Below are 19871 nucleotides of genomic sequence, written 5' to 3'. Positions count from 1 at the left end.
ACCGGAGTGAACAAGCCTTTGACGCATGTAGTTTTCAACATGTCCGCTGCTGCGAGCATTCGGCAGGCATTGAGCCGGATCGGTCGCCACGAACTCGTCCTCGGCTTTCCTGACAATCTCAGCTTCGGACCGATCGATCCGCCGAGCGCGCGTTTGCGGCATGTGTGGATCGAGAATGAACTCGGTGTGGACTTTGGGCAGGTCGTCCAATCGGCCGATAAATTTTGGGCCGAGGCCGCTTCTTCAGCCGCTCTTCCAGTTGCCTGGATGTCCCTTCTCGATGCGGCAGAATATTGCGGCTTTCTCGAATTCGTCCGGCGAAGGGGCGATGCGCCCTTCCGGGTCGTTATTTTTACGGGTTTCGAATACGCCGAAGACGGCGAGACGATCATCGCCGCAGCGTCTCTCGGTCTCGTTCCGCCGGATCAGATCGTCGAGGCTCGATTATTCGATCATGAGAAGGAACTGCGGCCGGACGAAATCGAGGCCTTTCTCGAGATGTGGCGCCGGCTCAGGCAGGAGAATGCTCCGCTACGGGTCGTTGACGGGATCGGGCTCGTGTCCGCGCCAATCACTCATTTCGACGACGCTATCGTTTCTTGCGCGAGCGGTGATTGGCAGAAAGGAACGAGCCTTGTCGCAACCACGATGTCACAGCTGAGCGCTTGCCCGCTTGACCGAGCACCCAGCGATCTCTTGCTGTGGGCGCGCGTCCGGGCGCTCGGAGAGGCAGGTATCCTGGAAACCACGGGAGACGGAATTGAGATGCGGAGCACGCTTGTCCGTCGCAGTCAGGAGCCGCCACGCTAAAAGGGCGGATCGGGAATCCCCGCTCGGGCCTTCCGCCTGCGCGCTATCGATCGCCCGCGCCGTTCCCCTCACGCCGCCGCGAGGCTCTCGAACAATCCCCGGCCGTCGATTCCGCCGACCAGCGGATCGATGAGATTTTCCGGATGCGGCATCAGGCCGAGCACATTGCGGCGCTCGGAGAAGATTCCGGCGATATCGTTGCGTGAGCCGTTGGGATTGGCCTCGCCGCCGACGCGCCCCAGCGCATCGCAATAGCGGAAGGCGACCAGCCCCTCGCCCTCGAGCCGCGCGATCGTCTCGTCATCGGCCTCGTAATTGCCCTCGCCATGGGCGATGGCGACCTCGATCGTCTGGCCCTGTCGATAATGCCTGGTGAAGGCGGTGTCGGCGCGCTCGACGCGCAAATGCTGCATGCGGCAGACGAAGCGCAGATTGGCGTTGCGCATCAGCACGCCCGGCAGCAGCCCGCCCTCGCACAAAATCTGGAAGCCGTTGCAGACGCCGAGCGTCAGCCCGCCGCGCGCGGCATGGGCGCGCACCGCGTCCATAATGGCGGCGCGGCCGGCGATGGCGCCGCAGCGCAGATAATCGCCATAGGAGAAGCCGCCCGGCAGCACGACGAGATCCGTGCCCGCGGGCAGCTCGGTCTGCGAGTGCCAGACCATTGCGGGCTCGTGGCCGGTGGCTTGGGCAAGCGCGCGCGCCATATCGCCTTCGCGATTGGAGCCGGGAAAGACGAGGACGGCGGCTTTCATGGGATCAGATCTCGATCTGGAAATTCTCGATGACGGTGTTGGCGAGCAGCTTCTCGCAAGCTGCGCGCAGCCGCGCCTCGGCGAGGGCGCGGTCGGAGCCCTCGAGCTCTATGTCGAACACCTTGCCCTGCCGCACGCCGCCGACGCCCTCGACGCCGAGCGAAGCGAGCGCGCCTTCTATGGCCTTACCCTGCGGATCGAGCACGCCGTTCTTCAAGGTGACGATGACGCGGGCTTTCATGCGGCGGCTTCCCTGTTTGGGCTTCGGAGGCTGGCCGCAGGGTTAGCGGGGGACGCGTCGGAGCGCAAGAATTTCTGGGGGAGAGAATTTCTGACCGAGAGAATTTCCAGCCGTGACGCTTCAGGCCGAGCGCGAGCGAAGCGTGTAGACGAAGCCCATGGCGCCGAGCAGCGCGATCGTGGCGGCGAACGCCGGCTGGCCGGCGGCGAGCGTCAGCATGACGGCGACGAAGGTCGCGACGCCGATGACCGTGGTGACGACGATAGAGCCGACCGGCGAAGTTCCGCCGCCGCTCGCAGCGCTGCGCCGGCGTGGCGGGCTGGCGACGGCCGAGACCACGGCCTGATAGGCGGGATCGAAATTGATGCGATCGATGAAGAGCGGCGGCGCGGCATAGGGAAAGCCGCCGGAGGGCGAAGCGAAATCGCGGTCATAGGCGGCGGCCTCGAAGGCGCCCGGGCCGGTCTTGGTCACATAGAGGTCGATGGTCGCCGTGTCGCGCTCGCCGTCGCGGACCAGAAGGGCGGCGCGAATCGTCGGCGTGGCCTCGGCTGAATTGCGCGAAGGCAGGCGCGCGCGCGGAACGGTCTCCGCGGCGTCGAGAAATTCCCGGACCGTCTCGCCGCGCGCCTCCGCCGCCGCGCGCAGGGCGGTTTGCGCCTCGCGAATGACGATGCGCAGTGGAATGCGCTCGCCGATGAGGCGCGGCAGGCCGGAGAGCGCCGCCGCGCTCGGCCCATAGGCCGACCGCAGGGGCGCATCCTCTCCGGCGAGCGGCTCGTCGGATTCGGCGCCGAGCGGCATGGCGAAATTGCGATAGCCGGCGGGCAGCGCATCGCGCAGGCCGGGACCGGGCGGGGGCGGCGGCTTGGCGGCCGTCGCGGTCGCGACGTTCGCCTCCTCCACCGGCTCGGCTCTCGCCGTGACCTGCGAGACGCGCGACAGCGCGCGCACGCTGGGCGCTCGGGATGTGAGGGCGGAAATCGGCGAAACCATGATTCGTGACCATCCATGGCGCGTCGGACGCGCATCCAGTTTCCGGCGTCCGCCTTGCGCGAGGCTGATCTTTAGCGCGAGCGCAGCGATTATCGATCGCCCCTGTCGATGACGGGTTACAGAAAAGAGTCGAATGCCGCCGACCTCGCTCTATCTGCCCCGAGAGCGAGGGAGGGGCTCCCAATGCATGCGGTCTCCAATTATCCGGGACGTCGCCGCGCCACGCAGGAGGCGGCGCGGCGGGAGGTTTTCGCCGTCGTCGATTCGCTCGCCCGCGAGATGCATCCGCGGCGCGGCGCGCCGACCGAGATTTTGCTGTCCAGCCGGCTCGAGCAGGATCTCGGCGTCGACAGCCTGGCGCGCGCCGAATTGAACATGCGGCTGGAGCGCGCCTTCCACGCCCCTCTGCCGCTCGAGGAGCTGGGCCGCGCCGATACGGTCGGCGATCTGCTGACCGCGCTCGAGAAAGCCCCCGGCGCCGAGCCGCCGCCCTTCGCCGAGCCCGCGCCCGGCGAGGCGCTGCCGCATATTCGCGCCGCCTTCGAGGCGAAGACGCTGACCGAGGCGCTGGACTGGCACGCTGCGCAAAATCCCGAGCGGCTGCATCTCACCTTTCTGCGGGACGCCGCGACGCCCGGCGGCGCGCTCACCTATTGGCGGCTCGCCGATGAGGCGCGGCGCGCGGCGGAGGGGCTCATCGCCCGCGATATCGCGCCGGGCGACCGCATCGCACTGATGCTGCCCACGGGAATCGATTTCTTCGTCGGCTTTTTCGGCGTGCTCTACGCCGGCGCCATTCCCGTGCCGATCTATCCGCCGATGCGCATGGCGCAGATCGAGGAGCATCTCACGCGGCAGATCGGCATTTTGCGCAATGCGGGGGTGCGGCTGCTCGTCACCACGCCGGAGGGTCTGCGCCTCGCCGGCCTCGCCCGCGGGCGTGTGGAGAGCTTGGAGGCGATCGTCTGCGTCGCCGATCTCACCAGCGGCGCCAATGGCGCGCCGTTGCCGCCGACGCGCGAGGCGGGCGCGACCGCCATGCTGCAATATACCTCCGGCAGCACGGGCGATCCCAAAGGCGTGGTGCTGAGCCACGCCAATCTTCTCGCCAATGTGCGCGCCATGGGCCTCGCCATCGGCGCCAGCTCGGCGGACAGCTTCGTCAGCTGGCTGCCGCTCTATCACGATATGGGGCTGATCGGCGCCTGGCTCGGCTGCCTGCATTTCGGCGCGCCGCTCTATGTCATGTCGCCGCTGACTTTTCTGTCGCGGCCGGCGAGCTGGCTCGAGGCGATCGACCGCCATCGCGGGACGCTGAGCGCCGCGCCCAATTTCGCCTTCGAGCTCTGCCTCGACAAGATCGATCCGGCGCAGATCGAGGGGCTCGATCTTTGCTCGCTGCGCATGATCGCCAATGGCGCGGAGCCCATCTCCCCGCGCACCATCCAGCGATTCGCCGAGAAATTCGCCAAATACGGCTTTCGAGCGGAGGCCATGGCGCCGGTCTATGGGCTCGCGGAAAATGCGGTCGGCCTCGCCTTTCCGCCGCCCGGCCGCGCGCCGGTCATCGACCGCATCTCCCGCGAGGCGCTGGCGACCGACGGCCGCGCCGAGCCGGCGGCGGAAGGCGCCGGCTCGCTGGAGATCGTCGGCTGCGGCGCCCCGCTGCCGGGCCATGAGATTCGCATCGTCGACGCCGCCGGCCGCGAGCTGTCGGAGCGCCGCGAGGGGCGGCTGGAGTTTCGCGGCCCCTCGGCCACGAAGGGCTATTTCCGCAATGAGGAGAAGACCAAATCGCTGATTCGAGGCGGCTGGCTCGACAGCGGCGATCGCGCCTATATGGCCGGCGGCGAGATCTTTGTGACCGGGCGGGTCAAGGACATTGTGATTCGCGCCGGGCGGCATCTCTATCCGCAGGAGATAGAGGAGGCCGTCGCCGCGCTTCCCGGCATTCGCAAGGGCTGCGTCGCCGCTTTCGGCGCGCCCGATGTGGAGACCGGCACGGAACGGCTGATCGTCGTCGCCGAGACCTATGAGACCGTGCCGGAAGCGCTGGGCGCGCTGGAGACCAAGGTTCAGACGGCGGTCGCCGCCGTTTGCGGCGCGCCGGCCGACGAGGTTCGCTTCCTTCCGCCGCGCTCCACGCCCAAAACCTCGAGCGGCAAGATTCGCCGCAGCGCCGCCAAGGCGCTGTTCGAGGAGGGTCGGCTCGGCGAGCCGCGCGGTCCGGTCTGGCTGCAGATCGGCCGGCTGGCGCTGCTCGGCCTATGGCCGGCGATCCGTGGCGCGGCGGGGCGGGCGGGCGAGCTCGCCTACGCCAGCTGGTGGTGGCTCGTCGTCTGCGCCGGCTATTTCGCCGTCTGGTGGGCGGTGATGATACTGCCCCGCCGCTCGCGCTGGCCCGCCGTGCGGAAGATCGCCGGCTCCATGCTCGGCGCCATTGGCGCGAAGGTCACGACAGAAGGGCTCGAGCGTCTACAGACGGGTGGCGCCGTGCTCGCCTTCAACCATTCGAGCTATGTCGATGTCATGCTGCTCGCGGCCCGCCTGCCGGGCGAGCCGGCCTTCGTCGCCAAGAAGGAGCTGGCCGCGCAGATTTTCGCCGGGCCGTTCCTGCGCCGGCTCGGGGCGCTTTTCGTCGAGCGTTACGATATTGCCGCGAGCGTCGCCGATGCGGAAAGCCTCGTCGCGGCGGCGCGCGAGGGGCGCAATCTCGTATTCTTCCCCGAGGGGACGTTCACGCGCCGCGCCGGGCTCTGCGGCTTCTATCTCGGCGCGTTCAAGATCGCCGCCGAGGCGGAGCTGCCGGTCTTTCCGGGCGTCTTGCGCGGAACCCGCGGCATGTTGCGCGGCGGCCAATGGTTCCCGCGCCGCTCGGCGCTGTCGCTCGCCATTTTGCCGCCGATACGGGCGGGCGGGAGCGACTTCATCTGCGCGCTGCGGCTGCGGGATCATGTCCGCGCCGCCATCCTCGCGCGCTGCGGGGAGCCGGATTTGAGCGAGCTGTCCAAGCCGAGACGGGGGGATGCGTAGCGAAGGCCCAACCACGCGTGCCGGAAGAGGCGTTTCCACCTCCCCCTCGAGGGGGGAGGTCGAGCGCCGTAGGCGCTCGGGAGGGGGTGACGCCCCGAGTCTCTGCCGGTGGACCCCACCCCGTCCGGCTATCGCCGGCCGACCCTCCCCCTGAAGGGAAGGGTGGGGCGCCGCGACCCTACTCGTCCTCGCCGAAGCGGTTGCCGACCAGCGCCGCCAGCGCCTCTATCGCTTGAAAGGCCTGCGGGCCGGCGGCGGTCACGGTGATGGTGGAGCCTTGGGCCGCGCCCAGCGTCAATATGCCCATGATGGAGCTGCCGCCGACCGTATCCCCGCATTTGGAGACGGTGATCTCGGCCTCATAAGCCTCGCAGCATTGGACGAATTTGGCCGTGGCCCGCGCGTGCAGGCCCTTGCGGTTGACGATGGTGAGATCGCGGACGATGCGGCCGCCATCGGCGGCGGCGGAAACGGATTGGTCGGTCATTTGGCGTTGAGGACTCGGCTGGCGATATAGACATATTTGCGCCCGGCGTCCTGGGCTTGCAACACCGCCTGCTCGAGCGGAGTCGATTCGCGCACCGAGGCCAGCTTGATCAGCATGGGCAGGTTGATGCCCGCCAGCACCTCCACCTTGCCGCCATTCATCACGGAAATCGCCAGATTGGAGGGGGTGCCGCCGAACATGTCGGTCAGCACGACGACGCCGTCGCCGCTGTCCGCCTCGGCGATGGCGTCGATAATGTCCCGGCGCCGACGCTCCATATCGTCCTCGGGGCCGATCGAGATCGACACGAGCTGCTTCTGCGGGCCAACGACATGCTCGAGGGCCGCGCGAAACTCCGTGGCGAGGTGGCCATGGGTCACCAGGACCATTCCGATCATTCGCAGCTACCGCTCATGAAGACCGTCTCGCAGGAGAACGAGATCGTCGAAACCGGAGAACCGAAGCAGACCGGCATTGCGGCTCACCAATTTACTAACGCGAATGTCGCCCCGACGTTCGCAGCGTTTCGGGCGCCATTTTGTGCGTTGCGGCGAAATTGGCAAGCGAAAACCTCCGGTCATCGTTAAAATGCTTCAAACTGATGAATAAACGACAAAATCTTCCTCGCCGCCCCCGCCTCTCGGGCGTCCGCGGCGAGCCGCGGCAGCGTCACGCCGCACAGTTTGGCCTCCGCGCCCCCCTCCGGCGGATAGCGGGGCGGCGCCTCGTCTCTCGGTCCACATAGATCGACGAGACAGCGCAGCACCCCCGCGGGCTCGAATTCGGCCGGCAGAACGCCCCTGCCGCGCTCCTCTATCGCCCCGGCTATGGCCGGATGCGGGCGCGCCAGCAGGCGGCCGTGACGGCGGACGAGCGCGATCCGATCATCGCCGATGAGCCGCGCGAAAAACCCCCGCCCCTCCGCGAGATGGATCAGCTCGAGGCAGAGCCCGCTCTTGCCGGAGCCCGAAGGCCCCCGCAGCAGCACGCCGGCCGCGCCGATGAGCAGAGCATTGGCGTGAATCATGATCCGCTCCTCGACCTGCTCCGCTTCGGGAGGCGCGTCTCGGAGAGGCGCGTCTTGGAGAGGCGCGCCGGTCATTTCGCCGCCGGAAGCCAGAGCACGAAGCGCGCGCCCAGCACGACATCTTCCGGCGCGATCTCGTCGGTTCCCTCCGGCTCCGCCCGCGTGCGGTTCATCGCGCGGATGCGGCCATTGTGCGCCTCGACGATCTGGCGGGAGATCGACAGGCCGAGCCCAGAATTCTGGCCGAAGCCCTGCTCCGGCCGATCCGTGTAGAAACGCTCGAAAATGCGCTCGAAGGCATGGGCCGGAATGCCCGGCCCGTCGTCGTCGACGATGATCTCATAGCCGTCGATCGGCTGCCCGCCCGGCCCCATCGCCTGCTCCGGCCGCAGATAGACGCGCACATTGCCGCCCTCCGCCGAGAAGGAGCGGGCGTTGCCGATGAGATTGTCGAACACTTGCGCGAGGCGCGAATCATGGCCGAGGATGCGCCAGCGCCGCCGCGGATCGGCGGGCTGAATGTCGAGCGTGATGGCGACTCCATCGCCGCGATCGAGGTCATGCGCCATGCCGACGACGGTCTTCAGCACGCCGGCGACATCGACAATGTCCATGTCGGCGCGGGCCAGCTCGGCGTCGAGACGCGAGGCGTCGGAAATATCGCTGATGAGACGGTCGAGCCGTCCGACATCGTGCTTGATGATGGTCAGCAGACGCGAGCGCGCGTTCTCGTCCTTGACGATGGGCAGAGTCTCCACCGCGCTGCGCAGCGAGGTGAGCGGATTCTTCAGCTCATGCGCGACGTCGGCGGCGAAATGCTCGATCGCCTCAATGCGATTGTAGAGCGCGCGCGTCATGTCGCGCAGCGCGCCGGAGAGATGGCCGATCTCGTCCTGACGTTGCGAGAAGTCGGGAATCTCCTGGCGCGATTTGACGCCGCGGCGCACGCGATCGGCCGCCTCGGCGAGACGGCGCATGGGCTCGGCTATGGTGCCGGCGAAGAACAGCGACAGCAGCAGCATCACGCCGGCCGAGACCAGGAAGATGCGGATGATGCCCCAGCGCTCCTGCGCCAGAATGGCGTCAATGTCGCCGCCGAGCGTGGAGAGCAGCAGCGCGCCGCGCACCGAGCGGAAGCGTTGCACCGGCACGGCGACGGAGATGATGGTCTCGCCCTTGGCGTTGGCCCGCACCACGGAGAGCGCGCCGCCGGTGAGCGCGGCGGCGACCTCTGGATAGGCTTTGCCATTGCCGGCGCCGATATCCTCATAGAGCGGCAGCTCCGGCCGGCGCGTCCAACGGCGCAGCGCATTTATGCCCTGCTCGAGATAGCCGGACGATTCGCTCGCGCCGCCCGGCGGGCCGAGATCGAAGCGCAGAATGTTGGAGCGGCCGGTGACGGAGCGCGAATCGAGCAAGAGATAGCCGTCGCGATCATAGATGCGCGCGCGCGTGCGCGTCGGCGAGACGAGGCGGCGCAGCAGCGGGCCGATGCGCTCGGGATTGAGCGAGAACTCCATAGAGGGCTGGCTGCCCTCCGCGAGGCTGTAGCTCTCGCCCGGCGCGAGGCGCAGCAGCTTCTCGGGATCGATGGTGATCGCGTCCGTATCGACGGTCGCCGAGGCGGCGATGGCCGCGGCGATGATCTCGCCCTGCGTCTGCAGGCTCTGCACGCGCGCGTCGATCAGGCCTTCGCGAAATTGGTTGAGATAGAGAAAGCCGCCGAGCAGCGCCACGAGGCCGCCAAGATTGAGCACGACGATGCGGCGTGTGAGCGAGGACGACAGGCGCGACTGAATCGCGCGCGTGAGCCGCGCGAAGCGAACCGAGGCGGCGCGGCCAATTCGCTTCTGCCGCGCCTGCGTCTCGACGCCATGTTCATTGTCGGTCGTGACTGTCATGAGCCGTTATGGGGCTTCCTTGAACCGATAGCCGACGCCATAGAGCGTCTCGATCATCTCGAACTCATTGTCCACGACCTTGAACTTCTTGCGCAGCCGCTTGATGTGGCTGTCGATGGTGCGATCGTCGACATAGACCTGATCGTCATAGGCGGCGTCCATCAGCGCATTGCGGCTCTTCACCACGCCGGGGCGTTGCGCCAGCGCTTGCAGGATGAGGAATTCCGTCACCGTCAGCACGACGGGATCGCCGCGCCAGGTGCAGGTGTGGCGCTCCGGGTCCATGACCAGCGCGCCGCGCTCCAGCACCTTGGCTTCCGATTCCTTCTGCGCGGCGGCTTCCTTGGGATTGGCGCGGCGCAGAATCGCCTTCACGCGCTCCACCAGCAGGCGCTGCGAGAACGGCTTGTGAATGAAATCGTCGGCGCCCATTTTGAGGCCGAACAATTCGTCGATCTCCTCGTCCTTGGAGGTGAGGAAGATCACCGGAAGGTCGGATTTCTGCCGCAGACGGCGCAGCAGCTCCATTCCGTCCATGCGCGGCATCTTTATGTCGAAAATGGCGAGGTCCGGCGGATTGGCGCGCAGCCCGTCGAGCGCAGCGGCGCCGTCGGTATAGGTTTGAACGCGGTAGCCCTCGCCTTCCAGCGCGATCGAGACGGAAGTGAGAATATTGCGGTCGTCGTCGACGAGAGCGATTGTCGGCATCTTCAACCTTTACTGTTAACGTCCGATATCGGGCTCGATGTTCGATTCGGGGCGCGAGCTTAGACTCTTGCGCCCGCGCGACTCGTCGTCTCGGCGGCTCGCCTCGCCGCTTTGGAACATCGCCGTTCGGGCGCCACGTTCCAAGGCGTTGGCGGCCGAAATGTGGCTAGCCTCGGCCATTCGCATGACGCTGGCCGAAAGAGGGCCGACGTTCCGCTTCGTGTCGCCTTATATACATAATCGCGACACAAATCACCTACCGCTGTCACAGGGACGAATCGCCGCGGAAACAGGCGGCGAAGCCTTCGCTCGCAAGGCTTCCGCAAAGCGTCGAAAATTTCAATAAAAAGCAAGATGTTGCCGGCGGGTCCGCAGCCGTGCGGGCGCAGCGCGCGGCGCTCGCGCTCCCGCATGCGCGCGGCCCACGCCAAAAGCGACGCTCGCGCATCGACGGTAGCGTGATTCGCCGACGCTTTCGATTCGCGCTGCGCGGGTCGAGCTCACGTCGCCTTCAGCGCATGTGATTGTCGGAGAGCGGCGCGAGGCGAGGATTCCCTCGGTCGTCGATTCGTCATAGCCTGCGCGTAGCGTTCCGACGCCGAGCGAGTCGGCGCCGCGCCGGCATGGCCGCGCGCTCTCGTGTCGCGAGTCGCGTGCGATTTCATCACCTCTTCGTTTTCGACAGTGATCGGCGTCGCGCCGCACAGCGTTTCGGCCGCTCCTCGCGCGCTCGTTTGACGACGCGCGCGGGCGCGCTCTCTTCATCGGCGTGGCGCCGTCCAAAGGGATCGGCGCAATGAATCGTTTTCACACTCATCGTGCGGAGCTGCTGCGCGGCTCGCTCGCGTTCGCGCTCCTCCTCGCGTCGCCGACATGTGCTCACGCGAGCGAAGAGGAGCTGCGTGCGGAGGTTCGAACGCTCATGGAGCGCTTGCACAAGCTCGAGGCGAGATTGGACAAGTCGCAAAAGACCACGCAGGCCGATAAGAAAAAGGAGAAGGAAGAAAAGCAGAAAGAGAAGGAAAAAAAGGAGGAGGCCGAAAAGAACGGGCCGGATAATTTCCGCTTTCGGGGAATCACGATCACGCCCGGCGGCTTCATCGCGCTCGAAAGCGTCTGGCGAAGCCGCTGGGTCGGCGCCGACGTCAACACGCCGTTTCAGAATATTCCCTATAATTTCTTCGCGACCGGACATTCGAGCGAGTTCCGCTTCAGCGCGCGACAGAGCCGTCTGTCCATGCTGGTGAAAGGCGACATCGATCCTTTCACCAAGATCACCGGCTATGTCGAAACCGATTTTCTCGGCGCGGCGCAAACCGCCAATTCCAATGAGAGCAATTCCTACAATCTGCGCCTGCGGCAGATGTACACGAATATCGATTGGGATTCGTTCGGCGCGCATTTCATGGCGGGGCAGGCGTGGTCGCTGGTGACGTTGAACAAGGTCGGCATAAAGCCGGACACGACGATTCAGCCGCTCACCATCGATGCGCAATATGTTCCGGGCTATGTCTGGGCGCGGCAGCCCGGCATGCGCCTCACCGTGGATTTCAACAAGGAATTCTGGCTCGCCTTCGCCGCCGAGGGCGCCGCCACCACCTTCGCCGGCTATGGCTCCCTACCTCCGGGCTTCTTCGGCACGACCGCTCTGCCGCTGCAAAATCCGATATTGTTCGGACAAGCGGCGGGCGGCGGCCTCTTCAACATTGTGAACAGCTATTCGCTCAATCGCGCGCCCGATCTCATCGGCAAAGCCGCATGGGACGCCAATCTCGGCGACCGCATCGTGCATTTGGAGGGCTTCGGCCTGGCGCGCAATTTCACCACGCGCGCCTATTGGGGCAATCGCAACGCCTGGGGCGGCGGTTTCGGAGCCGGCATATTCGCGCCGGTTCTCCCCGGTCTCCTCGATTTCCAAGTCTCCGGCGCGATCGGCCATGGAATCGGCCGCTATGGCGCCGGGCAGCTCGCGGACGCGACATGGTCGGCCGTCGACGGCGGCCCGCTGCCGATCAACGAGCGCATGATTCTCATCGGCGGCGTGCTGCATCCGCGGCCCGATCTCGACATATACGCCTACGCCGGCGGCGAGTTCACGCAACGCAATCCGCAATATGTCGCCATACCGGGCAATGTCATTTTCGGCGGCTTCGCCAATCCCTATTTCAACAATCTGGGATGCAACATAGAGAATGAAGCGCTGACCACGACGGCCTTCCTCTCCGGCGGCACGGCGGCCAATGTTCCATTGGGCGGCGCTTTGGCCTGCGCCGGAATCATCAAAGACATTCGGCAAGTCACAGGCGGCTTCTGGCACACTTTGTACGAAGGGCAGTTCGGCAAGGTGCGCGGCGGCGTGCAATATTCCTATACGATCAAGGACGGCTTTTCCGGCATTGGCGGCGCGCCGCAGGCGCGCGACAGCATGGTCTTCACCAGCTTTCGCTATTATCCGTTCGAGGGCGCCGCGCCGACCATTCCCGTGCTCGCCAAATTCTGACGAAGCGCTGCGCGTCAGTCCGTCCAATCGAAGGAGCGCGTCACCGCCTTCGCCCATTTGCCGATGCGGCGCTCGCGCTCTTCCTTCGACATCGTCGGGCTCCATCGTTTCTCGGCGCGCCAATGCGCGGCGATCTCGCGCTTATCTTTCCAAAAGCCGCTGGCCAGTCCTGCGGCATAGGCGGCGCCGAGCGCCGTCGTCTCTATGCAGCGCGGCCGCACGACGGGAGCGCCGAGAATATCGGCCTGAAACTGCATCAGCAGCGCATTCACCGCCATGCCGCCGTCGACGCGCAGCTCCTCCAGCGCGACGCCGGAATCCTCCGCCATCGCTGCGACGATGTCGCGCGTCTGGAACGCCACAGCTTCCAGCGCGGAGCGCGCGATATGCGCTTTCGTCGAGAAACGCGTGAGGCCGGCGATGATCCCGCGCGCGCTCTCGCGCCAATAGGGCGCATAGAGGCCGGAGAATGCGGGCGTGAAATAGACGTCGCCATTGTCGGGAACGCTCGCCGCCAGCGCTTCTATATCCGCGCTCTTCTCGATAATTCCGAGATTGTCGCGCAGCCATTGCACCAACGCGCCGGCGATGGCGACAGAGCCCTCGAGCGCATAAACGGGCTTCTCCTCGCCGAGCTTATAGGCGAGCGTGGTGAGCAGGCCCTTGGTGGAGAGCCGCGGCGTCTCGCCTATGTTCATCAGCAGAAAACATCCTGTGCCATAGGTGTTTTTCGCGTCTCCCGGCGCAAAGCAGGCCTGGCCGATCAGCGCCGCATGCTGATCGCCGAGCGCGCCCGAAAGCGGTACGCCTGCGAGCGGCGCGCGGCAGGCTCCATAGATTTCGCTCGAGGAGAGAATCTGCGGCAGGCAGGCGCGCGGAATGTCGAAGAGCGCGAGCAGCTCGTCGTCCCATTGCAGCGTCTCGAGATTCATCAGCTGCGTGCGCGCGGCGTTGGTGGCGTCGGTGAAATGGCGACCAGTCAGATTCCAGGCGATCCACGAATCCATCGTGCCGAACAGCGCTTCGCCGGCTTGCGCTTTCGCGCGCGCGCCGGGAATGGTCTCGAAGAGCCAGAGCAGCTTGAGGCTGGAGAAATAGGTGGAGAGCGGCAGGCCCGTCTTCGCGCGCAAGCGATCCTTGCCGCCCTGCGCGGAAAAGCGCACGACCAGCGCATCGGTGCGCGTGTCCATCCAGACGATGGCGTTGTGCAGCGGCGCGCCCGTGCGGCGATCCCACAGCAGAGTCGTCTCGCGCTGATTGGTGAGGCCGACGCAGGCGAGATCGGCCGGCGTCAGCCCCGCCTTCGCCAATGCGCCGGCGATGACGCTCTGCGTGTTGCGCCAGATTTCGGCCGCGTCATGCTCCACCCAGCCGGGACGCGGATAGATTTGCGCATGCTCGCGCTGGTCGAGCGCGACGATCTCGCCCTCATGATCGAAGAGGATGAAGCGCGAGCTCGTCGTGCCCTGGTCGATCGCGCCGACATATTTCGTCATGACCGTCTCCGCTTCTGTCCTTTCGTGTCGCGAAGACACGAGATGCGCTAAATGTTATGAGAGCGAAAACTCGAGGAACGGGTCCGAAATGACGAACCAGCCTACCGACGCATTCTTCGCCGCCTGGCGGACCTATCGCAAGATCGTCGACACGAATTACATGTTCCATCGCGAGATCGGCGAGCGCGTCGAGGAGATGCTGCGCACGGCCTTCGGCGACGAGGGTTTTTCCATTCTCGACCTCGGCTGCGGCGACGCCTCGGTCTTCGCGCCACGGCTCGCGCGGCTGAAGCCGAAGCGCTATGTCGGCGTCGATCTCTCCGAGACCGCGCTCGGCCTCGCCGCCGAGAATCTGAAAATTCTCGCCTGCACGGCGGAACTGCGCCGCGAGGATATGCTCGCCGCGATCGGCGCCGGCGAGGAGCGCTTCGACGTCATTCATACGAGCTTCGCCGTGCATCATCTTGTCACAGAGCAGAAGGCCGAATTCTTCCGCCGCGCGGCCGCGCGCCTTTCGGAGCGCGGGCTGCTGCTGATGACCGATGTGATGCGCGAGGAGGACGAAACGCTGCCCCTCTATCACGCCCATTATGTGGAATGGCTGCGCCGCGACTGGAGCGAGCTGACGATCGAGGAGCGTGAGACGACCTGCGCGCATCTCGTCGAGAACGATATGCCGGAGAGCTTCTCCATCCTGCAGACGCAGGCGCGCGCGGCGGGCCTCGAGGCGGCGCCGATCGCCGCCTTTCGCTGGCACAAGGTGGTGCGCTTCACGCCCCGCGCGGGGTGAGCGCGCGCGTCAGCCTCTCCGTCTGCGCGGCGTCGAAATGCAGGCCGAGCTTGGAGCGCCGCCACAGCACATCCTCGGCCGTGCGCGCCCATTCCTGCGCGCGCAGATAATCGAGCTCGGCCTCGGTGAGGCCGCAGCCCAAATCCGCGCCGAGATCGGCGAGAGATTTCGCCGGCTCCAGAAAGCGCCACGCCCGAGTCCCATAGGCGCCGGCGAGCCGGCGCGCGAGGCGGGGCTCTAGAAACGGCTTGGCGCGCGCCAGCTCCGCGACAAAGGCGTCGAAGCCGGCCGCGCCTATGTCGCCGCCGGGCAGAATGGCGCCTGCCGTCCAGGCCGCGCGCATATTCGGAAAGAAGGGCGCGAGCGTTTCCAGCGCATGCTCGGCGAGGCGGCGCGCGGTGGTGATCTTGCCGCCGAAGATCGACAGCGCCGGCGCCTCTCCCGCCAGCGCGTCGAGATCGAAAGCGTAATCGCGCGTGACGACGGAGGCCTCCAGCGCGCCATCGTCATAGAGCGGACGAAGGCCCGAATAGCTCCAGACGACGTCGCTGCGCGCGATCTTCTTCTCGAAGAAATGATTCACCGCCGCGATGAGGTAATCCGTCTCCTCCTCGCTGATCGCGACCGGCCCCGCCGCGTCGGGAAAAGGAATGTCGGTGGTGCCGACGAGGGTGAAATCCTCCTCGAAGGGAATGGCGAAGATGATGCGCTTGTCCGGCCGCTGCAGCATATAGGCCTGCGCGCCCTCATAGAGCTTGCGCGTGACGATATGCGAGCCTTTCACTAGCCGCACATGCTTGCGCGAGCTGAGGCCGAGACGATGCTCCAGCGTCTCAGAGACGAAAGGGCCGGAGGCGTTGACCAGCGCGCGGGCGCGGACCTCCTCGAGCTTGCCGTCGGCGCCGGCGACGCTGGCGATCCATTGCGCGCCGTCCCGCCGTGCGCCGACGAGCCGCGCGCCGACGCGAATTTGCGCGCGGCGCTCGAAAGCGTCCAGCGCCTCCAGCGCGACGAGGCGTGAATCGTCGACGCGGCAATCGTAATAGGAGAAGCCGAGGCGATGATCAGCGGTCAGCGGCGCGCCGAATCTCGAGCCGGCGAGCGCGACCGTCGAGGAGCCGGGGATGCGCTTTCGCCGCGCCAGATGATCGTAGAGCAGCAGCCCCAGCCGCACGAGCCAGGCCGGGCGGATCGCGCGCTCATGCGGCAGGATGAATTGCAGCGGGTGGATGATATGGGGCGCAGCGGCGAGCAGCAGCTCGCGCTCGGCCAAGGCCTCGTGAACGAGGCGGAACTCATACTGCTCGAGATAGCGCAGCCCGCCATGGACCAGCTTGGTGGAGGCGGAGGAGGTTGCCGCGGCGAGGTCCTTTTGCTCGAGCAAAAGGACGTTCAGCCCACGTCCGGCGGCGTCGCGCGCTATGGCGCAGCCATTGACGCCGCCGCCCACGATAAGGAGATCGAAGATCATTGCCGGCTCCCCCCGCGATTTTGCTCGCGAGGAGAGTAGAGCCGAGAGCTGAAAGATTCACCAGCGGCCCTCTCCCGCGGACGGGGAGGGTGAGGGAGGGGGCCTGCGGGGCTCCCTTCCCGTTCTTCCGTGGAATCGCTTACTCGGAGGCGCGTGAGCGCGGCGCGGAATGGTCCGGCCGGCGTGCGGCGGCCGGCTTGGCGCGGCGGCGCTGCTGCTGTTGCGGCGGACGCCCATGCTCTGCGGGCTTGCCCGGATGGCGCGCGGCGCGGCCCGGCTCCTGATGCGTGCGGCGATGCTCGTGCGGACGGCGCGGCGAGTCGGTCTCGGCCGGGGCGGCGCCCGGCGCGCTGCGGCGCTCGGTGATCGGCAGAGTCTGGCGCGTCACGCGCTCGATCTGCTTGAGCAGCGAGCGCTCGCTATTGTCGCACAGCGAGACGGCGGCGCCCGTCGCGCCGGCGCGCGCGGTGCGGCCGATGCGGTGGACATAGGCCTCGGGCGTTTCCGGCAGCTCGAAATTCACGACATGGGAGACGCCGTCGATATCGATGCCGCGCGCGGCGATATCGGTGGCCACCAGCGCGCGGGTGCGGCCGGAGCGGAAATCCTCGAGCGCGCGCTGCCGCTGATTCTGGCTCTTATTGCCGTGGATCGCCGAGGCGCCGACGCCATTCGCGTCGAGATGCTGCGCCACGCGATCGGCGCCGCGCTTGGTGCGCGTGAAGACGATGGCGCGCGAGAAGCCCGGATCGGCGAAAAGCTCCACCAGAACGTCCCGCTTGGCCGCGCCGTCCACCATAATCACCCGCTGGTCCACACGCTCGGCCGTCGTCGCCGCCGGCGTCACCTTCACGGTGATGGGGTCGCGCAGCATGTCGTCGGCGAGCGAGGCGATCTCCTTCGGCATGGTGGCCGAGAAGAAGAGATTCTGCCGGTCCTTGGGCAGGCGCGAGACGATCTTGCGAATGGGGACGATGAAGCCGAGGTCGAGCATATGATCGGCCTCGTCCAGCACGATCGTCCGCGTCGACTCGAGCCGCAGATGATTGGAGGAGACATGATCGAGCAGGCGGCCGGGCGTCGCGACGAGAACGTCGAGCCCGCCGGCGAGCATGCGGATCTGCGGGCCATGGGCCACGCCGCCGACGATGACGCCGATGCTGATGCGGGCGAATTGCGCATAGGCGCGGAAGCTGTCGGCGATCTGCGCGGCCAGCTCGCGCGTCGGGGCGAGCACCAGAGTGCGCGTCGTGTTGGGGGCCGGGCGGCGGCGGTCCTCGAGCAGCCGTTGCAGGATCGGCAGAGCGAAGGCGGCGGTCTTGCCGGTGCCGGTCTGCGCGATGCCGAGCAGGTCGCGCCCTTGGAGGAGAGCGGGAATCGCCTGAGCCTGAATCGGCGTGGGCGTCGCATAATTTTCCTGCGCGAGCGCGCGCAGAATGACCTCGGCGAAGCCGAGATCGGCGAAATTGGTCACTGCGTAACTTTCGAAATAGGCCGCATGTGCGCGAGAATGTCTCCCGTGCGAGGCCATGCAGCGATGGATGGGAGACCTGCCCCGCGTATCGGGCCGTCATCGTGATGAGGACCCGCTCTACGGCTCCGATCCCCTGTGGGAAGCGATCCACGCGGCCGGAACGAGTCACGCTGCATTGCAGCAATAACGTAGGTAAAGAGAATTCAAGGCTCTGTCAATCGGCAATTGCGCCGTTTGCGTCATTGCCGCGGTTTGGCCGCGCTCGGCGGGCGGGGCCGCGGGCTATGCTTCGCGCGTTCGCCGCCATATAGAACGTAAGGATATTCCGAACCCTCGAAGGCCGCGATCATGCTCGAAGCCCTCCGCGCTTTTCTCGATGAGGTCGCCGCGCCGGCGCGGCCGCGGCCGCTGGAGGCGTCCGATTATCGGCTCGCTGCGGTCGCGCTTCTGGTGCATCTCGCCTCCATAGACGGGGAGTTCGACGACGGCGAGCGGGCGCTGCTGCTTAAGCTCGTCGAGAGCCGCTTCGGCCTCGACCACGCCGCCGCCCGCGCGCTGATCGAGGCCGCGGCGGAGAGCGAGCGCGAGGCCGTCGATCTCTACCGTTTCACCCAGGTGCTGAAGCGCCGGCTCGACGAGGACGGCCGCCGCGTCGTCATCGGCATGTTGTGGGAAATGGCCTATGCCGATGGCGAGGTCCATGAATTCGAGGAGAATGTGATCTGGCGCGTCGCCGAGCTGCTCGGCGTCTCCACGCGCGATCGCGTCGCGCTCCGTCAGGCTGCGAAGGACGCGGACAAGCCGGTTCCGCCCGGCCCCTGGGGAGGCTGAAGACATGAGCGACGCCGCGACCACCACCATCGTCACCGGAGCCTCGGACGGCATCGGCCTGGAGCTGGCCAAGCTCTTCGCCCGCAAGGGCCATCATGTCACTCTGGTCGCCCGCCGCCGCGAGCGGCTGGAGGCTTTGGCCGGCGAGATCGAGGCGGCCGGCGCGCCGGAGCAGCCGCTGGTCGTCGATCTCGACCTCTGCGAGACAGGCGCCTGCGAGAGTCTGGCCGAAACTTTGAGCGCGGCCGGGCGCAAGCCCGAGATTCTCGTCAATAACGCCGGCTTCGGCCTCGTCGGCCGTGTGGCCGAGCTGGACGCCGCCGAGCAATTGGCGATCGTCGATCTCAATATTCGCGTGCTGACGGCGCTGACCCTTCGCTTCCTGCCTTCGGTCATAGAGACGCGCGGCGGAATCTTGAATGTCGCCTCCGTGGCCTCCTTCATGCCGGGGCCGGGCTTCGCCGTCTATTACGCCAGCAAGGCTTATGTCCGCTCCTTCAGCGAGGCTTTGGCCGAGGAGCTGAAGCCGCATGGCGTGCGCGTCACCGCGCTCTGTCCCGGTCCGGTGCAGACCGGTTTCCAGGCCCGCGCCGGCTTCGACTACAAGGGCGAGATGAAAGCGGTGAAGCCCGCGCTATTGCCGGCCGAGGAGGTCGCGCGGCAGGGCTATGAGGCGCTGTTCTCCGGCCGGCGCGTGGTGGTGCCGGGGCTGGTGAACAAATTCTTCGTCGCGGCGGGACGCGTGGCGCCGCGCGCGATGCTGCTGCCGCTGCTGGCCAAGGCGCAGCAGGCGCGGTGAAGATTGTCGTCGCTGAAACGCCGCGAGCCCAACGGCGCTTTCGCGCGTCGGGCTCGCAAATTCCTGCCGTCTGGAAAGATCAGGCTTCCTGAGCCTTGACCTTCAGCACCTGCCGGCCGCGATAGATGCCGGTCTTGAGGTCGATGTGATGCGGACGGCGCAGCTCGCCCGAGTCCTTGTCCTCGACATAGGTCGGCGCCTTGATCGCGTCGGCGGAGCGGCGGAACCCGCGCTTCATCGGGGAGGTTTTTCGCTTCGGAACGGCCATTTGTCTCGATCTCCAACTCCCCGCATCGGGGGCGGGGTGAAAACTCGTGCGGGCCGCATACACCAAATCGGCGCGCATGGCTAGCCTGGACCCCGCGAGTCGACCGCGAGTCGGAGACGAAGCGGCCGCCTGGCGGCGCGTCCGCATCGCTCAGTCGCGAATGGCGCGCCAGCGTTTGGCGGAGAGCGGGCGTAGCGTCGCGGCCCCGCTTGATCGTGTCGAGCTTCGGCTCCATATACCGGCCGCGAGGCGCCGACTCCGGGCCTCGCAGATTTTCGCACGAG

At 66.7% G+C, this 19871-nt stretch carries 18 protein-coding genes; 6 read left to right on the top strand and 12 right to left on the bottom strand.

The window, feature by feature from the left end; genetic code table 11:
* Positions 1–6: 6 nt before the first annotated feature.
* The gene (locus tag EDE12_RS02420) at positions 7–810 is read left to right on the top strand and encodes a DUF3658 domain-containing protein (RefSeq protein WP_166671818.1); all 804 of its coding nucleotides are present in this window, start codon (positions 7–9) and stop codon (positions 808–810) included.
* Positions 811–878: 68 nt separating this feature from the next.
* Here the strand turns inward: EDE12_RS02420 and purQ are convergent, their stop codons facing one another.
* From purQ to EDE12_RS02405, 3 genes are all read right to left on the bottom strand, one after another.
* Positions 879–1565, bottom strand: coding sequence for a phosphoribosylformylglycinamidine synthase subunit PurQ (gene purQ, locus EDE12_RS02415; protein ID WP_026599800.1), 687 nt, complete (start codon positions 1563–1565; stop codon positions 879–881).
* 4 nt (positions 1566–1569) lie between these two features.
* Positions 1570–1806, bottom strand: coding sequence for a phosphoribosylformylglycinamidine synthase subunit PurS (gene purS, locus EDE12_RS02410; RefSeq protein ID WP_026599801.1), 237 nt, complete (start codon positions 1804–1806; stop codon positions 1570–1572).
* Between the two features lie 120 nt (positions 1807–1926).
* Positions 1927–2802, bottom strand: coding sequence for a hypothetical protein (locus EDE12_RS02405; RefSeq protein ID WP_026599802.1), 876 nt, complete (start codon positions 2800–2802; stop codon positions 1927–1929).
* A 183-nt stretch (positions 2803–2985) separates the two neighbouring features.
* Here EDE12_RS02405 and EDE12_RS02400 point away from each other — a divergent pair, with 183 nt between their 5' ends.
* Positions 2986–5835, top strand: a complete 2850-nt coding sequence (locus tag EDE12_RS02400; RefSeq protein ID WP_026599803.1) for an AMP-binding protein — start codon at positions 2986–2988, stop codon at positions 5833–5835.
* A gap of 178 nt (positions 5836–6013) precedes the next feature.
* Here the strand turns inward: EDE12_RS02400 and EDE12_RS02390 are convergent, their stop codons facing one another.
* From EDE12_RS02390 to EDE12_RS02370, 5 genes are all read right to left on the bottom strand, one after another.
* A complete protein-coding gene (locus tag EDE12_RS02390) occupies positions 6014–6322 on the bottom strand; it encodes an HPr family phosphocarrier protein (protein WP_024878172.1) in 309 nt (102 codons plus the stop codon).
* Positions 6319–6720, bottom strand: coding sequence for a PTS sugar transporter subunit IIA (locus tag EDE12_RS02385; RefSeq protein ID WP_024878173.1), 402 nt, complete (start codon positions 6718–6720; stop codon positions 6319–6321). The genes EDE12_RS02390 and EDE12_RS02385 overlap by 4 nt, the downstream gene beginning before the upstream one ends.
* Positions 6721–6905: 185 nt before the next feature.
* Positions 6906–7424, bottom strand: coding sequence for an HPr kinase/phosphatase C-terminal domain-containing protein (locus EDE12_RS02380; RefSeq protein ID WP_051592603.1), 519 nt, complete (start codon positions 7422–7424; stop codon positions 6906–6908).
* The gene (locus EDE12_RS02375; RefSeq protein ID WP_026599804.1) at positions 7421–9250 is read right to left on the bottom strand and encodes a stimulus-sensing domain-containing protein; all 1830 of its coding nucleotides are present in this window, start codon (positions 9248–9250) and stop codon (positions 7421–7423) included. The genes EDE12_RS02380 and EDE12_RS02375 overlap by 4 nt, the downstream gene beginning before the upstream one ends.
* Before the next feature lie 6 nt (positions 9251–9256).
* Positions 9257–9958: a response regulator transcription factor gene (locus EDE12_RS02370; RefSeq protein ID WP_018267279.1), complete on the bottom strand. Its 702-nt coding sequence runs from the start codon at positions 9956–9958 to the stop codon at positions 9257–9259.
* A 922-nt stretch (positions 9959–10880) separates the two neighbouring features.
* On the opposite strand from EDE12_RS02370, the gene EDE12_RS02365 reads away from it, so the two are divergent.
* The gene (locus EDE12_RS02365) at positions 10881–12458 is read left to right on the top strand and encodes a hypothetical protein (protein ID WP_245275827.1); all 1578 of its coding nucleotides are present in this window, start codon (positions 10881–10883) and stop codon (positions 12456–12458) included.
* Positions 12459–12472: 14 nt separating this feature from the next.
* On the opposite strand, the gene glpK is transcribed toward EDE12_RS02365, so the two are convergent.
* A complete protein-coding gene (gene glpK, locus EDE12_RS02360) occupies positions 12473–13954 on the bottom strand; it encodes a glycerol kinase GlpK (RefSeq protein ID WP_026599807.1) in 1482 nt (493 codons plus the stop codon).
* A gap of 88 nt (positions 13955–14042) precedes the next feature.
* Between glpK and EDE12_RS02355 the strand changes: the two genes are divergently transcribed.
* A complete protein-coding gene (locus EDE12_RS02355; RefSeq protein WP_026599808.1) occupies positions 14043–14744 on the top strand; it encodes a class I SAM-dependent methyltransferase in 702 nt (233 codons plus the stop codon).
* Here EDE12_RS02355 and EDE12_RS02350 read toward each other — a convergent pair.
* Together EDE12_RS02350 and EDE12_RS02345 are read right to left on the bottom strand one after the other, a co-directional pair.
* Positions 14725–16215 carry a glycerol-3-phosphate dehydrogenase gene (locus EDE12_RS02350; RefSeq protein ID WP_026599809.1) on the bottom strand — a complete coding sequence of 497 codons (1491 nt, stop codon included), beginning with the start codon at positions 16213–16215 and terminating at the stop codon, positions 14725–14727. The two genes, EDE12_RS02355 and EDE12_RS02350, sit on opposite strands and share 20 nt — an antisense overlap.
* Before the next feature lie 139 nt (positions 16216–16354).
* Entirely contained in the window at positions 16355–17689 is a 1335-nt protein-coding gene (locus EDE12_RS02345) for a DEAD/DEAH box helicase (protein ID WP_051592604.1), read from the bottom strand.
* Between the two features lie 348 nt (positions 17690–18037).
* Between EDE12_RS02345 and EDE12_RS02340 the strand changes: the two genes are divergently transcribed.
* Both EDE12_RS02340 and EDE12_RS02335 read left to right on the top strand, forming a co-directional pair.
* Complete coding sequence (locus EDE12_RS02340) at positions 18038–18520, top strand: TerB family tellurite resistance protein (RefSeq protein ID WP_024878181.1); 483 nt, start codon at positions 18038–18040, stop codon at positions 18518–18520.
* Between the two features lie 4 nt (positions 18521–18524).
* Complete coding sequence (locus EDE12_RS02335) at positions 18525–19319, top strand: SDR family oxidoreductase (protein WP_026599811.1); 795 nt, start codon at positions 18525–18527, stop codon at positions 19317–19319.
* A 79-nt stretch (positions 19320–19398) separates the two neighbouring features.
* Here EDE12_RS02335 and rpmF read toward each other — a convergent pair whose 3' ends face one another.
* Positions 19399–19587: a 50S ribosomal protein L32 gene (rpmF, locus tag EDE12_RS02330; protein ID WP_024878183.1), complete on the bottom strand. Its 189-nt coding sequence runs from the start codon at positions 19585–19587 to the stop codon at positions 19399–19401.
* Between the last annotated feature and the right edge of the window lie 284 nt (positions 19588–19871).

Source organism: Methylosinus sp. sav-2 (assembly GCF_004366495.1).
Taxonomy (GTDB): Bacteria; Pseudomonadota; Alphaproteobacteria; order Rhizobiales; family Beijerinckiaceae; genus Methylosinus.
The sequence above is the reverse complement of the archived record's forward strand: the minus strand, read 5'-3'. Positions and strand labels throughout refer to the sequence as shown.